Origin of the sequence: Nitrospirillum amazonense, from assembly GCF_007828045.1 — a bacterium.
Lineage (GTDB): Bacteria > Pseudomonadota > Alphaproteobacteria > Azospirillales > Azospirillaceae > Nitrospirillum > Nitrospirillum amazonense_C.
Genome location: NZ_VITN01000003.1, coordinates 182,372 through 195,678, shown reverse-complemented (window position 1 = coordinate 195,678; position 13,307 = coordinate 182,372). Strand labels below are relative to the sequence as shown.

The following is a 13,307-nucleotide window of genomic DNA, read 5'->3' as shown; positions in this document are numbered from 1 at the left end:
CTCCCGCCGCGCCAAGGACATACGGCCTCAGGCCCGTGTTGTGGCGACCATCAGTTCCGAAGGCGGTAGCCGCGGTGCAGCAGGGTGCCGGCAATGGCCAGCAGCGCGACGTTCACGGCCACCAGGACCAGGACGGCCAGCGCCGCCTGGTCCTGGCCCTGCCCCAGGAAGCCGATGCGCACGCCGTCGATGGCGTAGTAGATGGGATTGGCCTGGACGATGGCGCGCAGCACACCCGGCATGCCCGCCACCGGGGCGAACAGGCCGGACAGGAAGATCAGAGGCGTGAAGACGAAGGTCATGGCCGCCGACAGATGGTCCCACTTCACGCTGATGAGGCCGGTCAGCACGCCGAAGGTGGCCATCATGGACGAGCCCAGCACCACGAACAGCAGCACCAGCGCGGGATCGGCCATGGGCGCCTGCCAGAAGATGAGGAACCCCACCCACACGGCGGCCCCGCTGGCCACACCGGCGGCCATGGCGGACAGGACATAGGCGGCCAGCATCTCGGCCGCGCCCACCGGCGCCATCAGCTGGTCCAGGATGGCACCCTCCATCTTCGCGTAAAGGATGGAGAAGGAGGGGATCTGCACCGACTGGGTCAGCAGGGACAGGGTAACCAGGCCGGGCACCAGGAAGGCCAGGATGGCGTCGCCCTCGGGCGTGCCCCGCTTGTCGCCCAGGCCGAAGGCGAAGACGGTGAAGTAAAGGGCGGCGGACAGGCCGGGCGCCACCAGGAACAGCATGGCCAGCTTGCGCAGGCGCTTGATCTCCCGCCCCAGCAGGGTCAGGAAGCCCAGGGTGTTGAAACGCCCATGGTACCTGCGGCGGTCGGGCCGGTAGGCCCCGGCCGGCAACGGCGTTTCGGCACCCACTCCGTCCACCGGCATGTCCATGGCGTCAGGCCTTCAGCTTGTAGCCGGTGGAGACCATGCGCAGGGCCACCAGCCAGAGGACGAGGTTGATGCCCAGCATCACGGCGATGCCGGTCCCCAGCGTGCCGTCGGTGCGGCCGATGAAGCCGTAGCGGAACCCGTCGATGAAATAGAAGAAGGGGTTCACATGGGCCACGGTGTGGAAGAAGCGCGGCGCGCTGTCCAGCGTGTAGAAGGTGCCGGACAGGAAGGACAGGGGCGTGATCACGAAGTTGGTGATGGCCGCCATGTGGTCGAACTTGTCCGCCCAGATGCCGCCGATGAGGCCCAGCAGCGACAGCAGCATGGACGCCATCACGGCATGGAACAGGACGTAGAGGGGCGCGTGCAGGCCAAGCGGCACCACCAGCTGGATGACGACCCAGGTGACGACGCCCACCATCAGCCCGCGGACGACGCCGCCGGTGACGAAGGCGGACACGAACTCGAACGGCGACAGGGGCGGCATCAACACATCGACGATGTTGCCCTGGACCTTGGATACCAGCACAGAGGACGACGTGTTGGCGAAGGCGTTCTGCGCCATGCCCATCATGATCAGGCCCGGGCCCAGGAAGCGCAGGAAGGGCACGTCGCCCACCATGCGCACCACGCCGCCCAGCGCCAGGGCGAACACGGAATAGAACAGCAGCGTGGTCACCACCGGCGCGGCAATGGTCTGCACCCAGACCTTCAGGAAGCGACGTATCTCCCGCTTGGTCAGGGTGGTGAAGCCCACCCAGTTGATGGCGCCCAGGGCCCGGGGGGCCGGGACGCGCGTCGCGGCGCCGGCGCCGGACAGATGAGACTGCTGCAGCATGGTCATGGATTTAAGGCGCCCGTGCGGAAGGGTCCGGGGATATGCCCCCGGCAAGGCTGGGCCCGACCTTAACGCCGCGCCCCCATCCGGCAATATGAGCGGCGTCACAGGCGCCGCCGGAACCTAACGCGACACCGTGGCGCCGGCCCCGGCCCCGGCGCTACCATGGCCCCATGACCGACGATCTTTTCGACCCCCGCCCCGCCAACCAGCCGCCCGAAGGCCGCCAGCCCCCCAGGCGGCGCGGGCCCAGGCGGGTCAGCGCCGCCTATCTGGAGCGGGCCGCCCTGCATTACCTGGAGCGCTTCGCCGCCTCCACCGCAGCGTTGCGCCGCGTGCTGATGCGCAAGGTGGACATGTCGGCGGCCGCCCACGGCACGGACCGGGCGCAAGGGGCGGAGTGGGTGGAGGCATTGATCACGCGGTATCAGCAGAGCGGCCTGCTGAACGACCGCGTCTATGCCGAGGGCCGCGTGGCCAGCCTGCACCGCCGGGGCGGTTCCACCCGCACCATCCGCCAGAAGATGGCGGCCAAGGGTGTGGACGCCGATCTGGTCGATGCCGCCCTGGGCGAACTCGCCCGCGATTTGGGCGATGCCGAGGAAGGCTCCACCGACCTGCGGGCCGCCCACGCCTACGCCCGCCGCCGCCGGCTGGGTCCCTTCCGCCTCGAGGCGGAGCGGGAGGCCAAGCGCGACAAGGACCTGGCCGCCCTGGCGCGCGCGGGCTTCGACTTCGACACTGCGGCGCGCATCGTAGACGCGACCGATCCGGACGAAATTCTCGGCTGATGCCCCTCAGACCGGGGCCCCTCAGACCGGGCCCCCTCAGACCGGGAAGGGGATGCCCTCGGCGTCGAAGCGCAGCTTCAGGCGGCGGTTGAACTCGCGGCCCACGGCGAACTGGCGGCGGGGACGGGTCTTGATACGGAACTTGATCTTCACCGCCTTCTCGGCGAATTCGCTGACGCCCAGGATTTCCAGGGGCGCCAGGATGCCGGGGCCGAACAGGCTGTCGCCCTGCAATTCCTCGCCGATCTCGGTCATGATCTGGGTGGCCCGGTTCAGGTCGGTGGCATAGGCGATACCGAAATCGGCCATGAAGTAGCTGTAGTCCTTGGTCAGGTTGGAGATGCCGGTGACGGCGCTGAACGGCACGGTGTGGACCGCGCCGCTGTCGTCGCGCAGACGGATGGTACGGATGGTCAGCCCCTCCACCGTGCCGGTGTAGCCGGCCAGCGTCACGGAATCGCCGACGGAGATTGTATCCTCGAACAGGATGAACAGGCCGGTGATGACATCCTTCACCAGGGACTGGGAGCCGAAGCCGATGGCGACGCCGATAACGCCGGCGCCGGCCAGCAGCGGGGCGATGTTGACCCCGATCTCCGCCAGCACGGTCAGCCCCACCATGACCAGCAGGATCACCAGCACGGCGTTGCGCACCAGGGGCAGCAGGGTGCGGATGCGGGCGCTGCGCTCCACCAGGCGGCCATGGCGGTCGGTGGTGTTGAGGTAGCGCTCGATGCCGCCGCTGACCAGTTCCCACACGATCAGCGCGAAGATGACCATCAGGACGATGGTGAGGAGGGAGGCGCTGGCCCGCTGGCCGAAGGGCGTGCTGAGCCAGCCGAAACTGTCCACGCCCCAGGCCTGCAGCACGGTCAGCAATCCCGCCAGCCACACCACCACCTTGGCGCCCCGGTGCAGGATGGGCAGATAACGGTTGGCGCGGGATTCCAGCAGCGGGTATTGGCGCTTCAAATCATCCGGAATGGCGAAGCCGCGCCGGATCAGGCGATCTATCCCCTCCATCAGGAGGCGGGCCACGATCAGGGTGACGACGCTGATCAGGGTGGCGCGGGAAACGAAGCCGAAGCCGCCCTTCACCTCCAGCGCCCAGATGCCGTAGATGGCCACGAGATAGACGATGGCCAGGATGTGCCAGACCTCCGCCAGGCGCCGCCGGACCAGGCCCCAGGCGGTCGGCGCGGGCGGAGGGGCGGCGACCATGGGGCTGTCGCCGGAGATTTCGGCCGCCAGTTGCGCCTCAAGCGCGCCGTCATCATGCGGATCTTCCGGCAGCAAGGGGTCCCGGCCCCGGATCCAGTCCGCCACGCTCTGCCGGTTCTGCAGCACCAGGATCACCAGCATGATGCCGACGATCAGGCCCACCACCTTCAGCAAGGCCATGTAGGGGCGGTAGGGCAAGCCCAGCTGAAGCGCCACCTGGGCCACGAAGTAGCCATAGACGGCGGTCAGGGCGATGCGGCGCACCCAGATGTAAATGTAGTGCGCCGTCTCATCCCCCACGGGGAGCAGGCGTAGGGAGGGGGCACCCGGCGACAGCAGGAAACGGGCCGCCAGCGTCGCACCCTGGACCAGCAGGCTGGACACGATGATGCCCAGCGCCGCCGTGGAGGCGGGCTTGGGCGGGTGGGTCAGGGTCTGCACGCCATAGGCCGCCAGGGCGAAGGCCACCATGGGCACGATGTCCAGCAGGGTGCGGGTCAGCAGCAGGCCCAAGCGCACGCCCCAGTTCCGGGGCTGGCGATGTTCCAGACCCCGGCGCGGGCGGGCCAACAGCCAGAAGGTCGCCAGCCGGGCGACATAGCCGGCGATGACCACCAGCAGCACCTCGCCCAGCAGGATGCCCCACTGCACCCGCAGGCGGGGATCGGACATCTGACGGTCCAGCCAGCGATAGGCCTTGGGCAGATCCAGCAAGGCCTGGCCGGCGGCCGCGATCTCTTCGCTGAATTCCTCGATGCGGTCGGACAGGGCGTCCAGCATGCGGGCGCCCAGCGCTTCCACCTCCGACTCCTGCGCCGGGGCGGCGGGTGCGGCGCCGGCAGGAGCGGCGGGGGTGGCCGCCGGGGCGGGGGCGGAAGCCGAGGCGGAGGTGGCACCGGGGTTCGCGTCGGCCAGCAGCTTCAGCTGGGCGATCAGGGCGTCCCGGCGCTGGGGGTCCTGCAGGGTCTGCAGCAGGGCCGCCGCCTGGGAGGACGCGGCGGGCGGGACGGCATGGCTGGCGGGCGGCGAAACGGGTACCGGTACCGGAACGGCCACCGGCTCCTTGGCCGCCTCCCCTTTGGGGATCTGCGCGCCATCCCGCGCGTCCCCACCCGCGTCCCCACCCGCGTCCCCACCCGCGTCCGACGGACGCCGATCGGCCGGCGGCTGGTCGGGCTGGGCCATGTTTTCGGGCTGGGCCATGTTTGGCGAGGACGGGTTGGCGGGCGCGGCTGCGGGCGCGCCCTGCGCCCGGGCGGGCCGCGGCGCGGGCGACAGCAACAGGGACGCCAGAAGCGCCAGGGAAACGACAAAAAGGGCTTTCCGCATCATCCGCAACAATCGGGTGGGTCTATCAAGGGCCAAGGATCAAGGAAGGGGCCGAACGTTAACCTTAAAGGGTAGGGCTGCCAACGGTCGGGCGAGGAATGTTGCCGTAAAGCATAGGTCCCGAAGCACAGTTCCCGCCAAAATCGCCGCTGCGCGGTAGGCAGGCGGAGCAGGGCGCACTATCCTTAAGATTGTGGCGACGGCGCGGCATGTGGATCCGGCGCTCACGATTTGACACAACATTCCCCGTGGGATTTCCCCGTGGGATTTCTCCCGGTGGGCACCGGGCCAATTCCCGGCCACCCCCGGCTGATTATGTGAGTAACCCGGCGCATGGCCACGGACAGTCCCGACGACACCATACCGGATGCCGCCCTGGGCACCGATGCCCAGAGGACCCCTGAGAGCAAGCTGGTGGCGACCAAGCGCGCCTGGGCGCGCGACGGCCGGCTGCTGACCGGCGCACAGGCCGACCTTACGGCGGCCCGCCCCCGCCTGCCGCCGGGACAGCGCCTGGTGACCAACTGGCCGGTGCTGGACCTGGGCATCCTGCCGGATGTGGGCACCGACGACTGGACCCTGACGGTGGACGGGCTGGTGGACCATCCCTTCACCTGGCGCTGGGCCGATTTCCAGGATCAGCCGGCGTTCAGTGATACGTCCGACATCCACTGCGTCACGTCCTGGTCGCGCTATGACAATCATTGGCGGGGCGTTTCCGCCGGCCACATCGTGGCGCTGGCCCGGCCCCAGGCGGATGCGGCTCACGTCCTGCTGCACAGCCATGACGGCTACACCACCAACCTCAGCCTGGCGGCGTTCAGCGCCGCCGATGTGCTGCTGGCCACCACCTGGCAGGGCGAGCCCCTGACGCGGGAACATGGCGGGCCGGTGCGGCTGGTGGTGCCCCAGGCCTATTTCTGGAAATCGGCGAAATGGATCCGCCGCATCCAGTTCGTCAACGACGACACCCCCGGGTTTTGGGAAGTGCGGGGGTACCATAACGAAGGCGATCCCTGGACCGAACAGCGGTACGGTTGAGACCTGTAGATGAGCCAGAACAGCTTTCCTCGCACGGCCCCCCGCATGGCCCCTCGCACAGCCCCCTTCGCGCCGTCCCCGCGCGCGCCTTCCAATCCCCAGGTCAGGCCCATGGAGCAACCGAAGACGCGGGAACGGCTGAACGCCCACAGCTTCACCTTTCCCAGCCTGACCGGCGATGGAACCATACCGCTGGGGGCGTTCAAGGGCCGACCGGTGCTGGTGGTGAACACGGCGTCGGCCTGCGGCTACACCCCGCAATATGCCGAGCTGCAGATGCTGTGGACCCGCCTGCGCGGCCGGGGCCTGGTGGTGGTGGGCGTGCCGTCCAACGATTTCGGCGGACAGGAGCCCGGCAGCCCGGCGGAGATCGCGCAGTTCTGCGCCACCACCTACGGCGTGGATTTCCCCCTGACGGCCAAGCAGACCGTGATCGGCCCCAACGCCCACCCCTTTTTCCAGTGGGTGGTCCGCAGCGTGGGGGAAGGGGCGGGCCGGCCGCGCTGGAATTTTCAGAAGCACCTGATCACGCCCGACGGGCGTCTGGCGGAAATCTGGCCTTCCCCCGTGCGGCCCATGGCCGACGTGATGCTGGAAAGCATCCTGGGCCTGCTGAACAAAGCCGGGCTCTGAGCGTCACCGCCCCGCGCCGGTGCGGGTGACGGTGACGGTCAGTTCGCCGCGGCCACCAGCCCGATGTCCGGCCACACCCGGTCGGCGGGCATGATGACGCGGGCGATGGTGCCGGTGCCGGGCTCGCTCTCGATCTCCAGCTTGCCGTCGTGCAGTTCCACCAGGGCGCGCACCAGGGGCAGGCCCAGGCCGGCGCCGCCGGCGGTGCGGGTCAGTGGGTTCTCGATCTGGCGGAAGGGTTCCAGGGCGCGGCCGATGTCTTCCGCCCGCATGCCGATGCCCGTGTCGGCCACGGTGATGACCAGGCGGCCGTCGCCGTCGACCACGGCGCCTAGGGTGACGGTGCCTCCCTTCAGCGTGAACTTCACGGCGTTGGCCAGCAGGTTGGACAGCAGCTGCTTCAGCGCCACCTCGTCCGCGCGCAGACGGGGCAGGAAGTCGGCATAGTCGGTCTGCAGGTGGATGCCGCCGCGGATGGCCCGTTCCTTCACCACCCGCAGGCAGGAGGCGAAGACGCGCGGCAGATCGACCATGTGCTCGTTCAGCTCACGCTTTCCGGCCTCGATCTTGGACAGGTCCAGGATGTCGTTGATCAGGTCCAGCAGCATGCGGCCGCTGTCGTGGATGTCCTTGGCGTATTCGGCGTAGGCGGGGTTGCCGATGGAGCCCAGCGACTGGCTGCCGATGATCTCGGAAAAACCGATGATGGCGTTCAGGGGCGTGCGCAGCTCATGGCTCATGTTGGCCAGGAATTCAGTCTTGGAGCGGCTGGCGAATTCCGACTGTTCCTTGGCCAGGCGCAGCGCCACCTCGGCCCGGCGGCGGTCGGTGATGTCGTCGGCCGTTCCCTGGATAGCGTAGGCGCGGCCGGCCCCGTCCAGCAGCACCCGGGCGGACAGGGACGCCCACAGGGCGCTGCCGTCCCGGCGGCGGATCTCGGCCGCGAAATCCTGGATGGCGCCCCGGTCCATGACCTCCCGGGGGAATTCCACCCGGGGGCGCGGATCCACGAACAGCTGCGTCCAGGCGTCGGTCAAAGTGGTCGCCAGATCCTCTTCCGAGGCATAGCCCAGCATACGCACCAGGGCGGGGTTGGCCGACAGGATGGCGCCCCCGACGGTGATGGTGAACATGCCCTCCACCGCGTTCTCATAGATGTCGCGGTATTTGCGCTCACTGGCATGCAGCACGGCGTTGGCCTGTTCCAGGCTGTCCATCAGCACGGTGCGGTCATGGGCGCGGCGGCGACTGACCATCAGCACCAGGCTGACGCCGAAGGTCAGCGCGAAGCCGAAGACCAGCACGGCCTCCACCTCCCATGACTGGCGGGCCAGGCCGGCCACCAGGTCGCCCGTCATGTCCAGCCACCACACCCCGTCGCCGATGGACAGGGCGCGGCTGAATTCGGAGGTGGCGGTGGCGGTATGCCCCGTCTGGACGAAGGCGGCCTCGCCCCCGCGCGACCGCAGGCTGAGCCGGGTCCATAGGGCGGGATCGGCCTGCCCCTCCATGCGCAGGGTCAGCAGGTCGCGCAAGTCGATGCGGGCCACCAGCGCCATCCCGCCGTTGGGCGCCGCCCCGGACGTGGACCGCGCCAGCAACAGGTTGGCGCCGTCGGCGCTCAGGCGCACGGTGACGCCCTCGGGCGAGAGCGGGAGGTCGGCCATGTCGGCGGGCGCGATCTCGGCCCCGACGGGGCCGGTCCGCAGCACGCGCCCGCCCGAGCCCACCCAGGACACGGCCCTGATCTCGGGACGGAGGTCGATCAGCAGGGCCACCTGGCGGTCGAATTCCGCCGGGGCGGGGTTGGCGGTCAGGAAATCGCCCTCCGCCCCCAAGGTGGCGGCGATTCGGTCCAGGCGTTGCTGCACATGGCGGCTGCGGGCGTCGGCCTCATCCGCCAGCCGGGCCTGGGCCACGCCCGACAGCATGGAATGGACGTAGAACGCGGCCAGGACGGTCAGGACAATACCGGAGAGGGCGGCCAAAATCGGGCCGCGGGTCAGAAAAAAGACGGCCGGGCGGCGACGCCGCGCGGTCTCCAGCACCGACATCCTGGCAATACCTTTCCGCTTCCCCTTGGGGCCACATCCCTTGCGTCCCCTGGGCGCCCCCTGCGGCGCCCCTTGCGGCTTCGCAAGCGCGTAGGATAAACCCATTCCTAACCCCAAAGATACAACGGCGGGTTAACATCCTGTCAGAAAGTGTAGGATCGCGTAGGAAAGGCGGCCATGGGAAAGGGCGACACGAAACGCCCGCCGCCGCTATATCTGACGTTCCCACAACCGACCGGCGCCGACACCGTGACCGACAGCCCCATCCCCTCCACCGGCCCCGATCCCAGGGTTCCCGATCCGGACGATTACGTGGCCAGCCCCTGCACCCGGGTCTGCCGCATCGACGCGCGCAACGGCCTGTGCGCCGGTTGCCAGCGCACCTTGGAAGAGATCACCCTGTGGGGCGGGATGACACCGGACCAGCGGCGCGCGGTGCTGGCCCGCCTGCCGGAGCGGCGCAAGGCCAGGCGCGGCATGGTCCGCTGGCGCCATGGCGGCCAGCCGGGGACGCAAACGTAGGGGAAGGGGACGGGTCAGTCCGTCCGATTGTCCGGATCGTCGCCCTCGGCGAAGGCGCGGGCGCCCCACATGAGGCGTTCGATCTCACGGATACGGTCGCCCTGGCGGCGCAACCGTTCGGCATTGACGACATTGCCACCCGGCCCCCCATCGGGGGCCGAGCCCCTGGAAGCCCTGGGTGCCCGCTTGGGGCTGTCCTCCCCGCCGAGATCGTCCGCGCCAGCCATCGACCGCCTCATCGACCGGACGCCGATGCCGTGCCACGGGCGCCCTCTGGTTCATGCAAATATCACGAAGCGTATCATGGCCCTGGGCGACCCGCATCCCGGAAAGCCCGCCAAATCGTTCGGACAGGGTGATAATAAGTAGACGGTGTGACCTGATTTCAACGGTCCCCCGAGCCCTATTCTCGCAGTGGGCTGCACCTGGCGTTTCCAGCGGCGGAAATGTCACACCCACGCCGCCAAGCCAGCCGCCGACAGCCACCCCCGGGGCCCCAGGACTTCACCGTGACGCGGCGTACCGCCGCTCGATGGCATCCCACAGGGTGGACTCGATGGCGCCGCCGTTCAGGCGGTTGATCTCCTGGATGCCGGTGGGGCTGGTCACGTTGATCTCGGTCAGGTAATCACCGATGACATCGATGCCCACGAACACCAGGCCCTTGTCGCGCAGCACTCCGCCGATGGTGGCGCAGATTTCGCGTTCGCGCTGGGTCAGGTCGGTCTTGGCGGCGCTGCCGCCGGCATGGAAGTTGGCGCGCGCCTCGCCCTCCTGCGGCAGGCGGCTGACGGCGCCCACCGGCTCGCCATCCACCAGCAGGATGCGTTTGTCGCCCTGGCGGATTTCCGGCAGGTACTTCTGCACGATGATGGGCTCGCGGTAGAGCTGGGTGAAGGTTTCCAGCAAGGCGCCCAGGTTCTCGTCGTCCGGCTTCACATGGAAGACGCCGGACCCGCCGTTGCCGAACAACGGCTTCACGATGATGTCCTTGTATTCCCGGCGGAAGGCCAGGACCTCGTCCTTGGCGCTGGTGATCAGCGTGGGCGGCATCAGGTCGGGGAAGTGGGTGACGAACAGCTTTTCCGGCGCGTTGCGGACGGAGGCGGGATCGTTCACCACCAGGGTCTTGGGATGGACGTGTTCCAGCAGGTGGGTGGCCGTGATGTAGGCCATGTCGAACGGCGGGTCCTGGCGCATCAGCACCACATCGACGCCGGCCAGGTCCAGCGTCTCGGCCGGGCCGAAGGTGTGGTGGTTGCCCCGCTCGCGACGCACCTGCAGCGGGCGGGCGGTGGCCACCAGGCGGCTGTGGCGGAAGGCCAGGTCCTGGGGCAGGTAGTGGTAGAGGGTGTGACCCCGCCGCTGCGCCTCCAGCGCCATCATGAAGGTGCTGTCGGTATCGATGTTGATGGAGTGCATCGGGTCCATCTGAATGGCGACGGACAGGCTCATTCTCATCTCCCCCACCCCGGCGGTCCGGCGGTGCTTGGCTGGCAAAGGACAGGACTGTGGCCCGCATGGGATCGGCCCGGCTGCGGCGCCAATCACACGAGGGTGAATAATGATCGGGTCAATTCAGGCGATTGCGCAAATGCTGCACCAAGGTGGCCGCCTGGTCCAGCAGCTGGGCCGAGGTACCGGCGCGGGCCCCCAGGTCCAGGAAGGTCTCGAACGCCGAGATGGCGGTGGTGATGTGGCCCAGCTGGGCCTGCAACAGGCCGGATTCGCGCCATAGCGGCACCTGGCCCGGCGCCATCAGCAGCATGGCCTCCACCGCCTCGGCCGCCAGGTCGGGCCGTTCGCCGCGCATGTGCAGCAGCTTCACATTGTTGTGCAGGCGCAGGAGGACATCGCGGTTGCCGACGGGGGCATAGTGGTCCGGTTCCAGTTCCGCCGCGGCGCCCGAGGTCTGCTTGATCAGGTCGCGCAGATCGACCACGCTCAGCACCCGGCCGCCGCCGAAGGGGTCGATGATGGCGCGGTCGCCGCCATGATCCAGGCGGATGAGGAAATGGCCGGGGAAATTCAGGCCCACCATGCGCCAGCCCTGGGCGCGGGCGGCATGCATGTAGAGGATGCCGAGCGCCACCGGCAGGCCCCGGCGCCGGTCGATGACCCGCGCCAGGTTGGCGTTCTGCAAATCCTCATAGGTGGCGCTGTCGCCCTCATAGCCCATGCGGTCCACCAGGGCGCCGCGCAGCGCGTCCAGGCACTCCTCCAGCATCAATGCCTCCGGCGCGCGGCCGGCCGTCAGTTTGGCCACGGCGGCGGAGAGCGCGGTGAGATGCCGGCGATAGGGCGCCAGGCTGGTGTCGCCCCCGGACAGGGTCGCCAGCGCCAGGGCGGTTTCCGCCAGGTCAATATCCTCGTCATGCATCTGGCCCACGGCGCGCAAGAGCGCGCGGGCTTGCGCCTGGCCCTTGCCGGCGCGGGTGCTGCGATTCTGGGACCCCTGGCTGGTCACGGATTGGATGCTCCCTCCGGCATCGGCCCTGCGGCGCCGGGCTTTGGGGAGCCAGGCTTTTGGGGAGATAGCGCATCGCCGGGGCCGGTGTCGACCACCAATGCCGCCGGAACCTTCAATGGCCCCCTATGGAACGCGGCGTCAGGAGGGCCGCCAGGCGTCCGGCCGGTGCAGCGGCCAGCGCCGGGGCCGGACGATCATGAGGTCGAAGCGGATGGCGTGGCGCGCCAGCCGGGGCCGGGCGGCGACGTAGAGGCCGGCGGCCCGTTCCAGCCGGCGCCATTGCGCCAGGCTGACGGCCAGGTGGCCCAAATCCTCCGTCGGGCGCGCCTTGACCTCGACGATGGCCAGCAGGTCGCCCCTGGCCGCCACGATGTCGATCTCCCCCGCCGGGGTGCGGCAGCGGCTGGCCAGCACACGGTAGCCCTTCAGCCGCAGGGCCAGGCGGCACCATGCCTCCGCCCAGCGGCCCAGGCGCTCGCCGGAGCGGCCTTTCAGCGTCCTTCTTACCAGCCGCTCAGTCCGCGTCATCTTTCGAAATCTCAAGCGCCCGTTGGTAGACCTGCTTGCGGGGCGCGCCGCTGGCCTCCGCCACCGTGGCTGCGGCGTCGCGGACGCTGAGGGTGCGCAGGGCGGCGCGCAGCAGGCCGTCGATGTCCACCTCCTCCCCACCGGCGTCGAGCGGCGGGCCGATGACCACCACCACCTCGCCCTTGGGCGGGCCGTTCTCGGCATAATGGGTGGCGAGCCCGGGCAGGGTGCCGCGCCGCACCTCCTCGAACAGCTTGGTCAATTCACGCGCCACCGCCACCTCGCGCCCGCCCAGCACCTGGGCGGCGTCGGCCAGAAGGTCGGCCAGGCGCTGGGCCGACTCGAACAGCACCAGGGTGGCGCGCACCGGCGCCAGTTCCTCCAGCGCGGCCCGGCGGGCGCCGGTCTTATTGGGCAGGAAGCCGGCGAACAGGAAGCGGTCGGAGGGCAGCCCCGCCAGCACCAGGGCGGTCAGGGTGGCGCTGGCGCCCGGCAGGTGGGTGACGTGCAAGCCCTGGTCGCGGGCCTCGCGCACCAGCTTGTAGCCGGGGTCGGAGATCAGCGGCGTGCCGGCGTCGGACACCAGGGCTATGGCCTCGCCCGCCGCGATGCGCGCCAGCAGCTGGGGCCGCATGCGGGCGGCGTTGTGCTCGTGATACGGCAGCAGGGGCTTGCGCACCTGGTACCGGGCCATCAGCTTGGCCGTCACGCGGGTGTCCTCGCAGGCGATGGCGTCCACGCCCTTCAGCGTTTCCAGCGCGCGCAGGGTGATGTCGCCGGCGTTGCCGATGGGGGTGGCGACGACATGCAGGCCAGGCGGCGGTTTACGCGCGAAGGCGCTGCCGCTAGGCTCTGCCCCGTCTTCGTCCGGCGGGATGTCCCCGTCCGACGGAACGTCATCGTATGGGTCGTTGCCGGCATCGACATCGTCGACAGGCGGTTGCTGCGGTTTCATGGGATCAACGGATGGGTTTGCGATGA

Annotated in this window: 13 protein-coding genes; 4 read left to right on the top strand and 9 right to left on the bottom strand. The window is 69.3% G+C overall.

The window, feature by feature from the left end:
* Positions 1–50: 50 nt before the first annotated feature.
* Positions 51–899, bottom strand: coding sequence for an ABC transporter permease (locus tag FBZ89_RS06205; protein WP_088870485.1), 849 nt, complete (start codon positions 897–899; stop codon positions 51–53).
* A 4-nt stretch (positions 900–903) separates the two neighbouring features.
* A complete protein-coding gene (locus tag FBZ89_RS06200) occupies positions 904–1,743 on the bottom strand; it encodes an ABC transporter permease (RefSeq protein WP_246172064.1) in 840 nt (279 codons plus the stop codon).
* A gap of 167 nt (positions 1,744–1,910) precedes the next feature.
* On the opposite strand from FBZ89_RS06200, the gene FBZ89_RS06195 reads away from it, so the two are divergent.
* Positions 1,911–2,528, top strand: coding sequence for a regulatory protein RecX (locus FBZ89_RS06195; RefSeq protein ID WP_145749148.1), 618 nt, complete (start codon positions 1,911–1,913; stop codon positions 2,526–2,528).
* A gap of 36 nt (positions 2,529–2,564) precedes the next feature.
* On the opposite strand, the gene FBZ89_RS06190 is transcribed toward FBZ89_RS06195, so the two are convergent.
* Complete coding sequence (locus tag FBZ89_RS06190) at positions 2,565–4,952, bottom strand: mechanosensitive ion channel domain-containing protein (protein WP_246172063.1); 2,388 nt, start codon at positions 4,950–4,952, stop codon at positions 2,565–2,567.
* A gap of 459 nt (positions 4,953–5,411) precedes the next feature.
* On the opposite strand from FBZ89_RS06190, the gene FBZ89_RS06180 reads away from it, so the two are divergent.
* Both FBZ89_RS06180 and FBZ89_RS06175 read left to right on the top strand, forming a co-directional pair.
* Positions 5,412–6,119, top strand: coding sequence for a sulfite oxidase-like oxidoreductase (locus tag FBZ89_RS06180; RefSeq protein WP_145749147.1), 708 nt, complete (start codon positions 5,412–5,414; stop codon positions 6,117–6,119).
* A gap of 111 nt (positions 6,120–6,230) precedes the next feature.
* Positions 6,231–6,752 carry a glutathione peroxidase gene (locus tag FBZ89_RS06175; RefSeq protein ID WP_145749146.1) on the top strand — a complete coding sequence of 174 codons (522 nt, stop codon included), beginning with the start codon at positions 6,231–6,233 and terminating at the stop codon, positions 6,750–6,752.
* A gap of 38 nt (positions 6,753–6,790) precedes the next feature.
* Here FBZ89_RS06175 and FBZ89_RS06170 read toward each other — a convergent pair whose 3' ends face one another.
* Complete coding sequence (locus FBZ89_RS06170) at positions 6,791–8,806, bottom strand: sensor histidine kinase (RefSeq protein ID WP_145749145.1); 2,016 nt, start codon at positions 8,804–8,806, stop codon at positions 6,791–6,793.
* A 177-nt stretch (positions 8,807–8,983) separates the two neighbouring features.
* On the opposite strand from FBZ89_RS06170, the gene FBZ89_RS06165 reads away from it, so the two are divergent.
* The gene (locus FBZ89_RS06165; RefSeq protein ID WP_145749144.1) at positions 8,984–9,328 is read left to right on the top strand and encodes a DUF1289 domain-containing protein; all 345 of its coding nucleotides are present in this window, start codon (positions 8,984–8,986) and stop codon (positions 9,326–9,328) included.
* 14 nt (positions 9,329–9,342) lie between these two features.
* Here FBZ89_RS06165 and FBZ89_RS06160 read toward each other — a convergent pair whose 3' ends face one another.
* From FBZ89_RS06160 to rsmI, 5 genes are all read right to left on the bottom strand, one after another.
* Entirely contained in the window at positions 9,343–9,555 is a 213-nt protein-coding gene (locus FBZ89_RS06160) for a hypothetical protein (protein ID WP_145749143.1), read from the bottom strand.
* A 277-nt stretch (positions 9,556–9,832) separates the two neighbouring features.
* Positions 9,833–10,783 (bottom strand): glutathione synthase, encoded by a 951-nt coding sequence (gene gshB, locus FBZ89_RS06155; protein WP_145749142.1) that lies wholly within the window; start codon positions 10,781–10,783, stop codon positions 9,833–9,835.
* A 118-nt stretch (positions 10,784–10,901) separates the two neighbouring features.
* Complete coding sequence (locus tag FBZ89_RS06150) at positions 10,902–11,795, bottom strand: SirB1 family protein (RefSeq protein ID WP_246172062.1); 894 nt, start codon at positions 11,793–11,795, stop codon at positions 10,902–10,904.
* Positions 11,796–11,936: 141 nt separating this feature from the next.
* On the bottom strand, positions 11,937–12,326 hold the full coding sequence (locus FBZ89_RS06145; RefSeq protein ID WP_145749141.1) for a YraN family protein: 390 nt from the start codon (positions 12,324–12,326) through the stop codon (positions 11,937–11,939).
* The gene (rsmI, locus tag FBZ89_RS06140; RefSeq protein WP_145749140.1) at positions 12,313–13,281 is read right to left on the bottom strand and encodes a 16S rRNA (cytidine(1402)-2'-O)-methyltransferase; all 969 of its coding nucleotides are present in this window, start codon (positions 13,279–13,281) and stop codon (positions 12,313–12,315) included. Before rsmI ends, FBZ89_RS06145 begins: the two co-directional genes overlap by 14 nt.
* Between the last annotated feature and the right edge of the window lie 26 nt (positions 13,282–13,307).

Bases quoted from the DNA above. Each gene is read 5' to 3' on its own strand.
- FBZ89_RS06175 (WP_145749146.1), top strand. From the start codon at position 6,231: ATGGAGCAACCGAAGACGCGGGAACGGCTGAACGCCCACAGCTTCACC.
- FBZ89_RS06195 (WP_145749148.1), top strand. From the start codon at position 1,911: ATGACCGACGATCTTTTCGACCCCCGCCCCGCCAACCAGCCGCCCGAA.
- FBZ89_RS06170 (WP_145749145.1), bottom strand. From the start codon at position 8,806: ATGTCGGTGCTGGAGACCGCGCGGCGTCGCCGCCCGGCCGTCTTTTTT.
- FBZ89_RS06180 (WP_145749147.1), top strand. From the start codon at position 5,412: ATGGCCACGGACAGTCCCGACGACACCATACCGGATGCCGCCCTGGGC.
- FBZ89_RS06200 (WP_246172064.1), bottom strand. From the start codon at position 1,743: ATGACCATGCTGCAGCAGTCTCATCTGTCCGGCGCCGGCGCCGCGACG.
- FBZ89_RS06190 (WP_246172063.1), bottom strand. From the start codon at position 4,952: ATGGCCCAGCCCGAAAACATGGCCCAGCCCGACCAGCCGCCGGCCGAT.
- rsmI (WP_145749140.1), bottom strand. From the start codon at position 13,281: ATGAAACCGCAGCAACCGCCTGTCGACGATGTCGATGCCGGCAACGAC.
- FBZ89_RS06205 (WP_088870485.1), bottom strand. From the start codon at position 899: ATGGACATGCCGGTGGACGGAGTGGGTGCCGAAACGCCGTTGCCGGCC.
- gshB (WP_145749142.1), bottom strand. From the start codon at position 10,783: ATGAGCCTGTCCGTCGCCATTCAGATGGACCCGATGCACTCCATCAAC.
- FBZ89_RS06160 (WP_145749143.1), bottom strand. From the start codon at position 9,555: ATGGCTGGCGCGGACGATCTCGGCGGGGAGGACAGCCCCAAGCGGGCA.
- FBZ89_RS06165 (WP_145749144.1), top strand. From the start codon at position 8,984: ATGGGAAAGGGCGACACGAAACGCCCGCCGCCGCTATATCTGACGTTC.
- FBZ89_RS06145 (WP_145749141.1), bottom strand. From the start codon at position 12,326: ATGACGCGGACTGAGCGGCTGGTAAGAAGGACGCTGAAAGGCCGCTCC.